We start from the raw sequence: 15,647 nt of genomic DNA on the forward strand, positions 1-15,647 counted from the left end.
GGAATGGAGCAGGTTTTTTTATAATTTAGTATTTTGTTATGGAGTTTTACAGAAATGACAAACTAATTTAGAGTGTTTAATAAGATGAAAAAAAATCAACTAGAAATAGCGTGCTTTAATTATGAATCAGCGTTAATTGCTCAGGAAAACGGCGCAGATCGAATTGAGTTATGCGAAAACATGCAGCTTGGCGGAACAACTCCAAATTCAATTTTGGTAGTCAAAGTACGCGAAAATCTGAGTATTAAAATGCATGTGATTATAAGACCTCGCGGTGGAAATTTCGTTTATTCTGATGAGGAACTTACAGAGATGAAGCAAGACATTAAGCAGTATAAAAAACTAGGCGTTGATGGTTTTGTTTTTGGAATTTTAAAAGAGAATGGAAGCGTCAACAAAAAACAAAATAAAGAATTAGTGCATTTAGCGCATCCACTTTCCTGTATTTTTCATCGGGCTTTTGATGTAGTTAAAGATATTGAAAAATCGTTGGAAGATGTAATTGATTGTGGTTTTAAAACAATTTTGACTTCAGGGCAGGGAATAAATGTAGAAGAGGGGATTTTTACTTTGGCCAAAATTCAGCAATTAGCAAAAGACAGAATTGAAATCATGCCTGGAGGAGGTTTGCGATCTTCAAATATTGAATTATTGCAGGAACAATTAGAACCTACATTTTATCATTCATCTGCCATTACCGGAAAGACTGAAACCGCCAATCCGGAAGAAATAAAAGAACTGAAGAATTTTTTATAACGCAATTAATAAAACAAGAAAAGCCTGGAGTTGGCATACTCCAGGCTTTTCTTTTCTACAAGAACTATTAAAACTACTAATAAAAGAGGGTTTTAAAACATTCCACCACCACCTTTACTAGTGTTATCTTCTCTTTGTTTACGTTGCAGGTTTTTGATTGTTGCACCTCCAAAGTTGTATGTTAATCCTAAATAAACGGTTTGACTTTCCCATTTAAATTGTCCTGATTGTGGATAAGGATACATAGTATCAAACGCATATTTCATTGTATTAAATACGTCATTGAAACGTAAACTAATATTCATCTTGTTGTCTAACAATGTATAACGTGAACCAATGTCCATTTTGTACATTTCATGACTATTATTTTGCAATCCGTCAACAGCACCTCTGTAAAAACCGAATAATAAAAAGCTTAAACGTTTATTTACTTTAAAGTTTGAGTTCATACGTCCGTTAAAAGCAGACACAGTAATTTTTCTTTCTAAAGGACTACTTGTTTTTGTTAAAGGATCATATAAAAATACAACACCTTGTTGGTTAATGCTTGAAAAATCAATAGATGGCTGTATATCCCACCATTTTGTAATTTTATAATTAAATGAAACCTCAAAACCATAAGCTGTATTATGATCATAATTGGTGAAAGTCATAATCTGTTTTTCCTGGCTAGGATCTGCTTCATCAGGGTATAATATTCTGCTAATCTGATCATTGATACTTCTAACGAAAACGCCTGCAGTAAAACTTCCTTTTTCTAAAGTTTTAGTATAATTTACTTCCACAGAGTTTGTAAACTGAGGTCTTAACTCAGGATTTCCTAATGAAGTTACAAGTGGTGTAGAAAACTCACGAATAGGTTTTGTCTGCTCTAAGCTTGGGCGATCTACACGACGGCTGTAGCTAAATTGAAGTGTGTTTTTCTCATTCAGGTTATAAGTAAAATAGGCTGATGGATACAAAGTAATATAGTCATCATCAAATTTTTCAAGACCATGATTTAAATTCGCAGCTACTTTATAACTTTCAAAACGAGCTCCTAACTGATAACTGAATTTTTTGTATTTCTGGCCAAATGTTACGTATGCAGAATAAATATCAGTATCGTAAGTGTAGTCAGAAACCGGAAGTGCAGCAAGTGGGTTTCCGGTAATATAATCATTTCCTGTTCTTGTAATTCTGGCTTCGGCACCGGCTTCAAGCGTAGTTTTTTCGTTTAACGGATTTACATAATCAATATTTACAGTGCTTAATTTACGAGTTCCTTTAATATAATCATCATAAATTACGCTATTGACAGTATTGTCAATTTTTGTTGACTGCGTATCAAAAGAAGCATTTTGAGTTTCTTTATTATCACTGTAATTTGCTTCAAAATCTAAGGTATGACCTTCTTTTTTAAAGATGTGTTTGAAAGCTAAATTATAAGTTCCTACCCGGTCCGGACCTGTATATTTTGATTTTTGATAAATGTTTGATATGTCAGAATCCGTTACATTATTGTAATCAATATCTGTGTTTACAAAACCTTTTCCATTCGATTTATTTTGATTAGTATAAATTGAAAGCGTATTATGATCGTTGATCAAATAGTCCATTCCAATTTTATACAGGTAAGAATCATTATCATTTACAACATCAATTTTTTGAACGATATCCTGATCTGCTCTTTTTATAAATCCATCATTATAATACGTCCCGAAATTTTGTCCCACATTTCCAAAGAAGTTTACTTTACCTGTTTTATAATTTAAATCTAATGATTGATTGTATTTTGCAGTTTCCCCAAAAGTGATTCCGCCGCTATAACTTCCGTTAAATCCAGTATTGGCATTCTTGTGTAATATGATATTGATAATTCCGGACATTCCTTCCGGATTGTATTTAGCACTTGGGTTTGTAATCAATTCAATTTTTTTGATTGAAGTTGACGGAATTTGTTTTAGTAATTGTGCCGGATCAATATTTGATGGTCTTCCATCAATTAAAACACGCACATTATCATTTCCACGAAGTGAAAGTTTTCCGTCCTGATCAACATTAACTGAAGGAATATTGTTCATAATGTCTGATGCTGAAGCTCCTGCAGTGGTCAGATCTTTACCAACAGTAATTACTTTTCTGTCGATTTTTTGTTCAATTGTTGAGCGTTCACTAACGATGTTCACGCCTTTTAGCTGAGTTGCTTCTTCCTCAAGAGAGATATTTACTGTTGCTGTTTTTTTGTTATCACTTAAAATAACAGAGCCAATATATTTTCTAAATCCAATGTACTGAATTTCGATAGTATAACTTTTTAAAGCTAAGTTTTTAATACTGAAATCTCCATTGTCATCGGTATTAACTCCGGAAACTACTTTTCCGTTATCTTTAATCGAAACTGTAGCATAAGAAATTGGTGTGTTAGTCGATTTTTCGATAATTTTTCCCGAGACTGTTCCTGAATTTTGGGCTTGTGCTGTTGTTATTACCCCTAGTAATACGAACAGAAAGAATTTTAATTTCATAGTTTAGTAAATGATTATTTTGATTGATTGATGATGATTTTTGTTTGTAATTTTCTTTGTATAATTATTTTTGATTTTCTAAGTAAGACTCTTTCCTTAACGATTTGTTACAGGAAAATATTAATTAAAAATTAAAATTTTCGTAGATACTCTATTTTATAAGAGATTAGCGTTTTAATTTTTTGATAATTTTAACAACTAAAACAATTCGTTTTTTGAGAAATTCGAATCGGGATATGTTATTTTATATCTTTTTCGTTTTCTGTAATTGGTGAATAAGCAGTATCTTTGCTCACTTTAAAAATAAGTTTACATGTCATTATCACAAATTCTTACACCTTCTATACAAAAATCAATACAAGCACTATTTGATGTTACTGTTGATAAAATCGAATTTCAAACTACCAGAAAAGAGTTTGAAGGCGATATTACAATGGTAATTTTTCCTTTGTTAAAAATGACTAAAAGCAATCCTGCTGAATTAGGAAATAAAATTGGGAATTATCTGGTTGAAAATGTAACCGAAGTGGCGCGCTTTAATGTTGTGTCTGGCTTTTTGAATATTGTAATTTCTGATAGTTATTATTTGAATTTCTTTAATGAAATCAAAGACAATTTAAAATTTGGATATGTAGCGCCGAATCCAAATGAAAAAGCAATTATGGTGGAATACTCTTCGCCAAATACTAATAAGCCTTTGCATTTAGGTCACGTTCGTAATAATTTATTAGGATATTCTGTTGCCGAAATCATTAAAGCTTCGGGTAAAAAAGTCTATAAAACGCAAATTATCAATGATCGTGGAATTCATATTTGCAAATCAATGCTTGCCTGGGAAAAATTCGGAAACGGAGAAACTCCTGAAAGTTCGAATTTAAAAGGTGATAAGTTAGTTGGTAAATATTATGTTGAATTTGATAAAGCTTATAAAGCGGAAATCAATCAATTGATACAAGCAGGTAAAACGGAAGAAGAAGCAAAAAAACAAGCTCCAATTATTGTTGAAGCGCAAGATATGCTGAAAAAATGGGAAGCTGGCGATGAAAAAGTAATAGATCTTTGGAAAATGATGAACCAATGGGTTTATGATGGTTTTGCTACCACATATACCAATCTTGGAGTTAATTTTGATAAATATTACTACGAAAGCAATACTTATTTATTAGGAAAAGATGTTGTTCAGGTTGGGCTTGATAAAGGTGTTTTCGAAAAAGATCCGGATGGTTCAGTTTGGATTGATTTAACTGATGAAGGTTTAGACCGTAAAATTGTATTGCGTTCTGACGGAACTGCAGTTTATATGACGCAAGATATTGGAACTGCAATTCAGCGTGTAAAAGATATGCCGGATGTTGGCGGAATGGTTTACACAGTTGGTAATGAACAGGATTATCACTTTAAAGTTTTGTTTTTAATTTTGAAAAAATTGGGCTTTGACTGGGCTTCAAGTTTATATCATTTGTCATACGGAATGGTGGATTTGCCATCAGGAAAAATGAAAAGCCGTGAAGGAACTGTTGTAGATGCTGATGATTTGATGCAGGATATGACAGATACAGCCAAACAAATTTCTGAAGGTTTAGGAAAACTGGATAGTTATTCTGCAGAGGAAAAAGCAAAACTGTATAAAACGATTGGTCTTGGTGCTTTGAAATATTATATTTTAAAAGTAGATCCAAAAAAACGTATTTTATTTAATCCTGAAGAATCTGTTGATTTTGCCGGAAATACAGGTCCATTTATACAATATACATATGCGAGAATTCAATCTATTATTCGTAAAGCTGATTTTGATTTTTCAGCTAAAACAGCAATAGAAGAGCTTCATGAAAAAGAAAAAGAATTGGTAAAACAAATTGAACTTTTCCCGGAAGTAATTCAAAATGCGGCGCAAAATCATAGTCCGGCTTTAATTGCAAATTACACGTATGATTTGGTAAAGGAATATAACTCATTTTATCAGTCAGTTCATATTTTAGGTGAAACAGATTTAACAAAAAAATATTCAGAGTACAGCTTTCTCAAAAAGTGGCTGAGGTAATTAAAGCAGCATTTACTTTGCTAGGAATCGAAGTTCCGGAAAGAATGTAGAAAAAAATAATTTTATTCGAAGCCGATAGTTGAAAAACTATCGGCTTTTTTGTGCTTAATAATTTAAAATGTTATTTGTAAAATACTGTTAATTAGTAGATTAATTTTGTAAATCTATTTTTTTTGTAGTAATTTTATTATATGACTAAATAGTTCTATGATAGGGAACTTATTTTTTATTTTTATCTATTTTGAATTAGTAAGCTTTTAGTAAAAATAAAAGGTGAAACCGTCTGAAATAGGGATTTTAGACGGTTTTTTTTATTTTTTGAAACATACAATATTCATAAATTCCTCCTGTAAAATTCTGTTAACACAAATTGATTCCTCTAATTAAATAAGTAAATTCATCGTTTTAATTTGTTAAACGCTGCTAAAATATTGTTAAAATTGTTATTTTTTAATAATTTGCATGAATAACCTTAAACAATATTAATGATGAAACAACAATTAAAAGGATTTATAGTATTTCTTTTAATGCTATCTCAATTAGCATTTTCACAAGAAAGAACTGTTTCGGGAACCGTTTCTGATAATGCAGGTATGCCAATTCCGGGTGTTACTGTATCAGTTAAGGGAACAAATAATGCAACACAAACTGATTTTGATGGTAAGTACTCTATAAAGGCTTCACCAGATCAAATTTTGTTATTTACCTACATCGGTATGAAAGCAAATGAAGAACCTGCATCATCTACTACAGTGAATGCAAAATTACTTGGAGACGCTCTAGAACTCGAAGGTGTGGTTGTAGTAGCTTTCGGAACTCAAAAAAATCTGAGATTACCGGTGCGGTTACTAAAATTGATGCCGCAGCTTTAGAGAATACTCAGGCTTCAAATGCAATTCAATCTTTAACCGGTAAAGTTTCGGGTGTGCAAATTAGTGCAAACTCAGGACAACCCGGAGATCCGCCTCAAGTACGTTTTAGAGGTATCGGATCAATTTCTTCCTCAAATACGCCATTGTATGTTGTAGATGGTTTTCCGTACAACGGAGATATAAACGCTATAGCCACTCAGGATATTGAATCTATCAGTTTCCTGAAAGATGCCTCATCAAACGCATTATACGGTAGCAGAGGAGCAAATGGAGTTATTATTGTTACAACAAAAAAAGGAAAAAAGGGAAATTAAAAGTTACTTACGAAACTAAAATAGGGGTTAACTCAAGAGCTGTTCCTGAATATGATATGATTACAGATCCGGGAGATTATTATAAAACAGTCTATAACCGCATTAGAAATGGTTTAATTTACGATGGTGAAACGGCTGCAGATGCATCTACAATTGCCTCACAAACCTTAATTACCGGGGATACTTATTCTTTAGGATATAACAATTACAATGTGCCAAGTGATCAGGTAATTAATCCTGCCACAGGACAACTTAATCCTAATGCCAGATTATTATATCACGATGATTGGGCCAAAGAATTGTTTAGAGACGCTACAAGAACAGAACATTTTTTAAGTTTATCATCCAGTACAGATAATCTTAGTTCCTATTTATCTGTGGGTTATCTTAAAGATGAAGGATATACAATTAATTCAAATTTTAAACGTGCAACAGTTAGAGCAAATGTTGATTATAATGTTACCAGTAAAATAAAAGTGGGAACAAATTTAAACTTTGCCAATACAGATCAAAACGCACCAATATCTCAGGTTGGATCTGCTACTTATAGCAATTTATTTAGCTGGGCGAGAAATATTGCGCCAATTTATCCTGTTTGGGAAAGAGATGCCAGCGGAAATTTTGTAAATGACCAGAATGGTAATAGGGCTTATGATTTTAATGATTCAGGAGATCGTCCGTATGGAGCAAATCTTAATCCTTATGCCACAACATTATTAAATACAAATTTAAACGAAGAGAATAAATTTGGAGCGAGAGGATATGTTTCTATCGATTTTTTCAAAGATTTTAATTTTAGATATAATCTTGGATATGATTTATTGTCCGGGTATTATTTAAATATCACTACCGGAGAAGGAGGAGACGATGAAGGTGTAAATGGTCGAAATTCTACCGCAACATCAAACGATTACACCATTACAAACCAGCAGCTTTTATCCTGGAAAAAAACATTCGGAAGTCATTCACTGGATATCCTTGTCGGACATGAATCATCTGATTACAAATCAAAAATGTTGGCGGGTCAAAAATCCGGAGCGGTTATTCCAAATTTGCCTATTTTAAGCAACGGAACAAAATATGTATACGTAGATGGATATAACGATTTGTATAATGTTGAAGGTTATTTTTCAAGGTTAAACTATAATTACAAAGAAAAATATTTTATCAATGCCAGTTTTAGACGAGACGGATCGTCTGTATTTGCACCGGAAAACAGATGGGGTAATTTCTATGGTTTTGGAGCTGCCTGGTCGATAATGAAGGAATCTTTCTTCCCTAAGTCAAAAGTGATTACAAACTTAAGAATAAAAGGAAGTTACGGAGAACAAGGAAACGATAATATATTTTATCCGGGAACATCACAAATAAGCCATCGTTCTTACTTTGGAAGTGCACGAAATTACTATGCTTATCAAACCCAGTATGAAATTGTACCAGACGCTGATGGAAATGCAAGTGTTCTAACAGTATATCAGGGAAATAGGGATATTAAATGGGAGAAATCTGCCAATATGAATGTTGGTTTTGAAATTGAATTATTCAACAGAGTAAATATTGAAGCTGAATATTTTGAAAGAAAAGTAAGTGATTTAATTTATAATAAACCAAATTCGCCTTCAACAGGGGTTTCATTTGTTACTGAGAATGTCGGTGACATGAATAATAAAGGTGTAGAGGTTAATATAGGAATTGATGCCATTAAAACAGAAGATATTGACTTTAATATTTGGGTTAACGGGACTCATTATAAAAATGAAGTGACATCATTGCCAAGTCCATTTACAAACGGAATTTTTCGTTTTGAAGAAGGAGCTCCGGCTTACGCATTTTATTTGAGAGAATTTGCAGGCGTTGATAAAACAAATGGAGATGCACTATGGTATATGGATGTAAAAGATACTTCCGGAAACGTAACTGGTCGAACCACAACAAATGTTTACGGAAATTCAACGCAATATTTAAGCGATAAAGATGCAAACCCGGATGTATATGGTGGGTTTGGAACAATCTTTAGATATAAAAACATAACATTCCAGGCTAGTTTTGCTTATCAATTTGGAGGGTATATGTTTGATGGTGTTTATCAAACTGCCATGTATTCAGGTTCAGACAATATTGGACAAAATTATCACAAAGATGTACAAAAAGCATGGTCTGTTGATAATCCAAATTCTGATATTCCGAGAATTGATCATATTTCAACCTTACAAATGTCAGCTTCAGATTATTTCTTAATAAAATCAGATTATCTAAGCATACAGGATGTTTCCATATCATATGATTTTAAAAATAGCAGACTTGAAGATATCGGAATTCAATCTACTAAATTTAGTTTAATGGGTTCCAATTTAGCATTGTGGTCAGAAAGAAAAGGGATGGATCCAAGGTTAAATAATCTGGGGTCAAGAACCAATAATGGGCAATCCTTAAATGTATATGGAGTTATGAAAACTATTTCCTTTGGTTTAACAGTAAATTTTTAAGAACATGAGAAAATTAATTATACTTACATTGTCATTGTTCATATTCACAGGTTGTTCTGACGATTTTTTAGATACAGTGCCTGAGTCAACTATCAATGATGAACAACTTGCCACATCTGCTGCTGCAAATGCAGCGATTATAAATGGAGTTTATTCTGCACTTAGATCTTATGGATTATCGGTGTCTGGAAACCATGAAGATTATGGACACAAATCAATACTTGCAGCAACAGACATGATGTCAAATGATATGCTAATGACCAAATCAAGCTGGTATGGTTCTTTTTATAATTATTTGGGAAGACAACAAACAAACAGCAGATCGAGATTAGCGTGGAGCATCTACTATCCACAAATTAAAACAGTAAACGTGGTATTGACTGCGGTTCCGGCAGATGCTGCGACCGACGATGAGCTGAAGAAAATTAGAGGAGAGGCTTTGGCATTAAGAGGTTATTTTTATTTTATGTTAGCCCGCATGTATGGACCAACATATATTGGAAATGAAGATGAACTTTCTGTGCCGCTTTATACTCAGGTGACTCTAGAAGGTGCACCAAGATCAACTGTAGCAGAAGTGTATGCTGTCATTGAAAAAGATTTATTAGAATCTATTCAATTATTAGAAGGAATTCCAAGTGGAGGTGTTGCTGCTGTAAATCAAAGTGTTGCACAAGCATTTTTGGCTGATGTTTACCTGGAAATGGGGAAATATGCTGAAGCTGCACCACTTGCTAACGCCGCCAGACAAAATTATCCATTGTTATCAAAAAGTGTATGGTTAAATGGTTTTTACGATCTTACACTTAACGGAGATACCATGTGGGGTGCAACGATAACTTCTGCACAAAGTAGTTTTGTGGCCAGTTTCTTTTCTCATTTTGACAATACAAACGCTGATGGATATGCTGGAGGATTAGAAATTTATAAAAACATTGACAAAAATCTGTATAGTAGCATATCAGATACTGATTATAGAAAAACTGCTTTTGTTGCACCGGGCGGAAGTACAATATATCCTTCATTACCGGAATATGCCAATATAAAATTTAGAGATCCAACGGTTGATGCCGGCGATTATATTTATTTAAGATCTGCTGCAATGTATTATATAGAAGCTGAAGCTCTTGCAAAATCAGGAAATGAGCCTGGTGCAAGACAAGTTTTATATGATATTACTATAACAAGAGATCCATCATATGTCCTGTCTACCAATAGTGGAACAGCTTTAATAGATGAAATCATACTCCAAAAAAGGATTGAACTATGGGGCGAAGGATATGCCTGGTTTGATATGAAACGATTGAAGGTACCACTGACAAGAGATTATCCAGGCTCAAATCATGCAACCTTTGGAAAATTTAATATTCCTGTTGGAGATAACAGGTTCATATTCCAGGTTCCGCAGGCAGAAATAGATGCCAATCCGTTAATTGATCAAAGTCCATTATAAAACACATTTATTTTTTTAAATAGAGAAGCCGATAGTTTTAAAACTATCGGCTTTATTTGTTATTCTTTAAACGTATTATCCCTACAAATACTTTCAGTCTAATATTACTTTTGCATTTTATTATAGAAATAAATACAGATTTCAGTCTGTTAAAAATACCCTCCTTGTATTTATTTTTAACTATTTTGAATTAGTACCCTATTTAGTGAAGATTATAAAAGGACCACCGTTTGAATTAATTTTTGGACGGTTTTTTTATGTCTTTTTTTAAAGTTTGTAAGAAGGGATTTTCTAAAAAGTATTAATTGTTTTTCGACATAAAAAATCTTAAAAACTATCATTTTTAGTTTTAATAGAATTTGTTGATTAAAAAAATATTCGGACAAAGCAAGAATCCTTATTTATGGTATAACTGTTTTGTTGAAAATATGTTACCATAAATTCCACTCAAAATTCAAAATAAAAAGTAATATTTTAGCTACTTTAATAAATGTTAAATGATAATATTTTCTTGTTAAAATTATATTAATTTGATAAGTTGCGCTCAATTAATCAAAATGATAAAATAATGAAACAAAAAATGAAGGTATTTGGGATGCTTTTTTTGCTTTTGCTATGCAGCTTACATTTGCACAAGAGAAAAAAATTACAGGAACCGTTTCAGACAATACAGGCATACCATTGCCGGGGGTAACTGTATTAATTAAAGGAACTCAAACCGGTGCGCAAACTGATTTTGATGGAAAATATGCAATTAAAGCGGAATCAAATCAAATTTTAATATTTAGTTATATTGGAATGAAAACGCAGGAAATTGCGGCAAGTTCCTCGGTTATTAATGTAAAATTAGTAGATGCTGCCGCACAAGAACTTGAAAGCGTTGTTGTAACTGCTTTTGGTATTAAGAGACAAAAAAATCTTTGGGTTATGCTACGACAACCTTAAAATCAGAACAGCTTACGGCTGTAGTCAATACAAATCCATTTGAAACACTTTCAGGGAAAATTGCCGGAGTAGATATTACGGCACCCTCACAGCCAGGAGCTTCTACTAAAGTTGTTATTCGTGGTTTGAATACTATAACAGGAAATTCAGGTCCTTTATATATTGTTGACGGATCTCCAATTAATAATACAGCAACAGGGACGAGTAATGACGGAGTTGCTTCTTCTAAAAGATCTTATGATTCAGGAAATGGTGTAAGTGATATTGATCCTAATAATATAGAAAGCATGACAGTTCTTAAAGGAGCTGCAGCATCTGCCTTATATGGTTCAAGAGCAGGTGGCGGAGTTATTATCATCACAACTAAAAAAGGAAAGTCTAATTCAGGAATAAAAGTTGATATGCTTGCTTCAACAGAATTAAGCGAAGCAGCAAGAGTTTCTCACTTACAAAATCAATTTGGACAAGGCTGGAATGGTGTCGGATATTCAGGAACTAACACATACAGTAATGAAAATGGTTCTTGGGGACCTGCATTTAATGGAGAGGTGAGACCTTGGGGAACTGTATATAATAACAGTCAGCAAATTAAACCTTATGTTGGATTAAAAAATAACATTAGAGATTTTTATGATACAGGTTTATTATCTACACAATCCGTAAACCTTAGCGGAGGAGGAGATGCTTCAGATTTCTCTTTGGTATTTTCAAATGTAAATAGTGATGGAATTATACCAACTGATGCTGATCTATATAGAAAACAATCGTTAGGATTTAATGGTGGTTTGAAATCGAAAAAATTCACATTAAGAACCGCTTTCAATTATGTTTACAAAAATCAAAGTGCTGTAAACACAGGACAAGGTGATGATGCTGGCCAAGGGTCTACATTGCAAGAGGATTTATTGCAAATTCCGAGAGATATTAGTGTAGTAGATTTAAGAGATTATAAAGGAAATATTTTTAATACTCCTGATTATTATTTCACTCCTTATTCTTCAAATCCTTATTTCTCGATTAATGAGAACAGTACAAAAATATATGGAAATAATATTTTTGGAAACGTAAATTTAAGTTATAAGATTACTGATAAAATTACGGCTTCATGGCAAGTGGGCGGTAACTTAAGACAAGAAAGGTTGAAAAGTTACGGAGCTATTGTAGATTATCTTCCAGGAACTCCACAGGCTATTGCAAAAACCAATAAAGTTGTAGGTGGAGTTACAGAAGGCAGATCTGAATATAGTGAGTTTGATACATTTTTCAATGTTAACTATAATACTAATTTAGGAGAGAATTGGAATTTTAATCTTTTAGGAGGTTTCAACTATAATAAAAGAGAATCTGATGAATTAACGAATTCAATAACAAATCTTGGAGTTGCTAATTACTATGAACTTTCAAATACTCCATTTAGAGCAAAAATTTCGCAAACTAACACTTTAAGAAAAACCGGGGCAGTTTATGCATCTGCAGAATTTGCTTTCAAAAATAAATATTTTGCTACTTTAACAGGCAGGGAAGATGTTACATCTACTTTACCGATTGGTAACAATGCCTATTTTTACCCAGCTTTATCTTTAGGTGCTATTGTAATTGATAATGGGGATACTTTTCTAAAATTAAGAGGTTCAGCTTCTAAAATTGCAAATGATACTAGTCCTTACTCAACTGAAAACTCATATATTTCAGGAGTTGCTTCTGCCAATTTTGGACAAATTTTATCTCCGCTTGGAGGTATTAGTTACTATGAAGCCGCAGGAAAACTTGGTAATTCGGAATTAAAACCAGAAACTACAATTGAATATGAAATTGGAGCAGAAGGGTCATTTTTCAAAAACAGAATCAGTTACGATATTGCCTTATATCATAAAACAACTTCTGATTTGATTGTGAACCTGCCTTTGGATCCCTCAACCGGATTTACAACTAAAGCGATTAATGCGGGAGATCTTGTAAATAAAGGTATAGAGCTTTCTATTACTGGAAGTCCAATCAAAAATACAGATTTCTCATGGAGCGTGACTTACACTTTTACTAAAAACCTTAATGAAGTTACTAAACTAGCTGATGGTTTTGACCGAATTGATTTAGCAACTGCTTATGGTATTACTTATTCGGCTGCTAAAGGAGAGCCAATAGGTACATTTTATTCTCAAGTTCCAAAAATTAATGCTGCAGGACAATATGTTGTTAATGCTGATACAGGATTGTATGAAGTAAGTGGTGATCTTCAAAAAATTGGAAATTCGCAACGTGATTTTGTAATGGGACTTCAAAATACTTTCAAATACAAAAACCTTAATCTAGGGTTCTCATTAGACTGGAAACAAGGGGGCGAATTTTATTCATATACCAAAAGACTATCCCATTTCACAGGAAATGGTATTGAAACTACTTATAACGACAGAAATCCTTTTATTGTTCCTAATTCTGTTAATGAACATGTAGATGCTATAACAAAAGATGTTACTTATACGGAAAACACAACGGCAATCGCTTGGGATAAAGTATCTACCTTTTACAATACCTCAAATAATCCGGGCATTGAACCAACTCATGTAATTGATAAAACATACATACGATTAAGGGAAATTAATTTGACTTACAACTTCTCTTCTGATTTTACCAAAAATATCGGATTGAACAAAATGTCACTTGGTATTTATGGAAGAAATTTATTTATGTGGACTCCGGGAGATAATCCATATACAGATCCTGAAGTAGGAACTTATGGAACTGGTGTACTTTCAGACTTTGGAGAATTTGGATCTAACCCTTCACAAAGATCTTTAGGTGGAGTTTTAAAATTATCATTCTAAAATTATATAGAAAAATGAAAAAAATAGCAACATTAATTACAGTACTATTCTTATTAGTCTCATGTGATGAAACATTTGATATTAATAGAAATCCCGATACTTTGCCGTCCGGACAAGCAAATAGTACTATCCTTCCTGCAGGTATAGTTGGTCTTGCAGGTGCGCAAGGATCTTATTACGCTTTAATTGGCGGATTTTGGTCTCAATTTTGGACACAAAATAATACTTCCAATCAATATAAAAATGTTGATTCTTATACTATTGGAACAAACGATTATCAACCAGCATGGACTGCTATGTACGATGCTTTGAATGATATCAGAGTTGTAAAAGCACAGGCATTAGCAGAAGAAAACTGGAATTATTACTTAATGGCAACAATTCTTGAAGTAGAAGGCTCTCAGGTAATGACCGATTTATATGATGCTATTCCTTACGCTGAAGCAAATAATATAAATATTTTACAGCCTAAATTCAATACAGGCAAAGAAACATACGATCTGATGATTGCTGATTTAAAATTAGCGCTATCAAAAGATCTAAGTTCTTCTAAAGGAACTGCGCCAGCAGCTGATGATTTACTTTTTAAAGGTGAAATGGCAAACTGGACAAAATTTGGTAATACTTTATTGCTAAAATTACACATGAGATTAACAGCAGCTGATCCGACACTAGCCGAATCAGGGATAAAAGCATTAATCGATTCAGGTGCAGAATTTTTAGATGTTGACGCCGCATTGACTCAATTTGTAGATGCAGCCGATCAAAGTAATCCATTATATGAGTCTGACAGAAGAAAATTAAATAGTACTTTAAACCTGAAAGCGAGTAAAACATTGTACTCTTATCTACAAGTTAATACTGACCCTCGTTTAAATAAATATTATGGAGCCGGAAGTCCAAATAATCAAGGTGATTTTGAAAACAAAGCAACTAATCTTTCCCAAGTATTATTAAGTCCGCTAACACCTGTATTTTTTATCAGTAAGGAAGAGAGCAGTTTTTTACAAGCAGAAGTACTAACAAGATATTATGGTGGAGCGGGAGCTAAAGCTAAATACGATTTAGGCGTTCAGACTTCAATAACAAGATTTGGAGGAAACGCAGAAACATTTGTTGCTGCCGGAGGTAAATACGAATTTCCCGCAACAGGGACTGATGCACAAATTGAGGCAATTATTACTCAAAAATGGATTGCAAGTTTCCCTGGAAACGGATATGAATCTTTTTTGGAGCAAAACAGAACCGGATACCCAAAAATATCTAATGTTTCTCAAGTAAGCGAATCTTATATTCCCGGACAATTTGCAGTATCTGTAGAAAATGTAACAGGAGGAAAGTTTCCAAAAAGGATTGTTTTGCCTAGTATCGTAAAATCAAGAAATCCAAATGCACCGATTTTACAGGCGATTACGGCTCCGGTATGGTGGAATGTTAACTAAAAAAGTAAA

9 protein-coding genes and 1 pseudogene are annotated in these 15,647 nt (G+C 33.1%); 9 read left to right on the plus strand and 1 reads right to left on the minus strand.

Annotated features, from left to right (window positions below; translation table 11 throughout):
* Window positions 1–84: 84 nt before the first annotated feature.
* Complete coding sequence (locus ACZZZT_RS07095) at window positions 85–756, plus strand: copper homeostasis protein CutC (protein WP_463459889.1); 672 nt, start codon at window positions 85–87, stop codon at window positions 754–756.
* Window positions 757–848: 92 nt separating this feature from the next.
* On the opposite strand, the gene ACZZZT_RS07100 is transcribed toward ACZZZT_RS07095, so the two are convergent.
* Window positions 849–3,263 (minus strand): TonB-dependent receptor, encoded by a 2,415-nt coding sequence (locus tag ACZZZT_RS07100; protein WP_463459890.1) that lies wholly within the window; start codon window positions 3,261–3,263, stop codon window positions 849–851.
* Window positions 3,264–3,576: 313 nt separating this feature from the next.
* Between ACZZZT_RS07100 and argS the strand changes: the two are divergent.
* The 8 genes and pseudogenes from argS (at window position 3,577) to ACZZZT_RS07140 (ending at window position 15,638) form a co-directional block, all read left to right on the plus strand.
* Window positions 3,577–5,354: pseudogene (gene argS / locus ACZZZT_RS07105) on the plus strand (arginine--tRNA ligase).
* A 435-nt stretch (window positions 5,355–5,789) separates the two neighbouring features.
* The gene (locus ACZZZT_RS07110) at window positions 5,790–6,176 is read left to right on the plus strand and encodes a carboxypeptidase-like regulatory domain-containing protein (protein ID WP_463459891.1); all 387 of its coding nucleotides are present in this window, start codon (window positions 5,790–5,792) and stop codon (window positions 6,174–6,176) included.
* Window positions 6,158–6,490: a TonB-dependent receptor plug domain-containing protein gene (locus tag ACZZZT_RS07115; protein WP_463462393.1), complete on the plus strand. Its 333-nt coding sequence runs from the start codon at window positions 6,158–6,160 to the stop codon at window positions 6,488–6,490. Before ACZZZT_RS07110 ends, ACZZZT_RS07115 begins: the two co-directional genes overlap by 19 nt.
* Window positions 6,491–6,510: 20 nt before the next feature.
* Window positions 6,511–8,976 (plus strand): SusC/RagA family TonB-linked outer membrane protein, encoded by a 2,466-nt coding sequence (locus ACZZZT_RS07120; RefSeq protein WP_463462394.1) that lies wholly within the window; start codon window positions 6,511–6,513, stop codon window positions 8,974–8,976.
* Between the two features lie 4 nt (window positions 8,977–8,980).
* Window positions 8,981–10,429, plus strand: coding sequence for a RagB/SusD family nutrient uptake outer membrane protein (locus ACZZZT_RS07125; RefSeq protein WP_463459892.1), 1,449 nt, complete (start codon window positions 8,981–8,983; stop codon window positions 10,427–10,429).
* Between the two features lie 615 nt (window positions 10,430–11,044).
* Window positions 11,045–11,374 carry a carboxypeptidase-like regulatory domain-containing protein gene (locus ACZZZT_RS07130; RefSeq protein WP_463459893.1) on the plus strand — a complete coding sequence of 110 codons (330 nt, stop codon included), beginning with the start codon at window positions 11,045–11,047 and terminating at the stop codon, window positions 11,372–11,374.
* Window positions 11,350–14,196 (plus strand): SusC/RagA family TonB-linked outer membrane protein, encoded by a 2,847-nt coding sequence (locus ACZZZT_RS07135; protein ID WP_463459894.1) that lies wholly within the window; start codon window positions 11,350–11,352, stop codon window positions 14,194–14,196. The genes ACZZZT_RS07130 and ACZZZT_RS07135 overlap by 25 nt, the downstream gene beginning before the upstream one ends.
* A 14-nt stretch (window positions 14,197–14,210) precedes the next feature.
* A complete protein-coding gene (locus tag ACZZZT_RS07140; protein WP_463459895.1) occupies window positions 14,211–15,638 on the plus strand; it encodes a SusD/RagB family nutrient-binding outer membrane lipoprotein in 1,428 nt (475 codons plus the stop codon).
* Window positions 15,639–15,647: the final 9 nt, after the last annotated feature.

This window comes from Flavobacterium sp. AC274 (assembly GCF_979258275.1).

Bases quoted from the DNA above. Each gene is read 5' to 3' on its own strand.
- ACZZZT_RS07095 (WP_463459889.1), top strand. From the start codon at position 85: ATGAAAAAAAATCAACTAGAAATAGCGTGCTTTAATTATGAATCAGCG.
- ACZZZT_RS07100 (WP_463459890.1), bottom strand. From the start codon at position 3,263: ATGAAATTAAAATTCTTTCTGTTCGTATTACTAGGGGTAATAACAACA.
- ACZZZT_RS07110 (WP_463459891.1), top strand. From the start codon at position 5,790: ATGATGAAACAACAATTAAAAGGATTTATAGTATTTCTTTTAATGCTA.
- ACZZZT_RS07125 (WP_463459892.1), top strand. From the start codon at position 8,981: ATGAGAAAATTAATTATACTTACATTGTCATTGTTCATATTCACAGGT.
- ACZZZT_RS07130 (WP_463459893.1), top strand. From the start codon at position 11,045: ATGCAGCTTACATTTGCACAAGAGAAAAAAATTACAGGAACCGTTTCA.
- ACZZZT_RS07140 (WP_463459895.1), top strand. From the start codon at position 14,211: ATGAAAAAAATAGCAACATTAATTACAGTACTATTCTTATTAGTCTCA.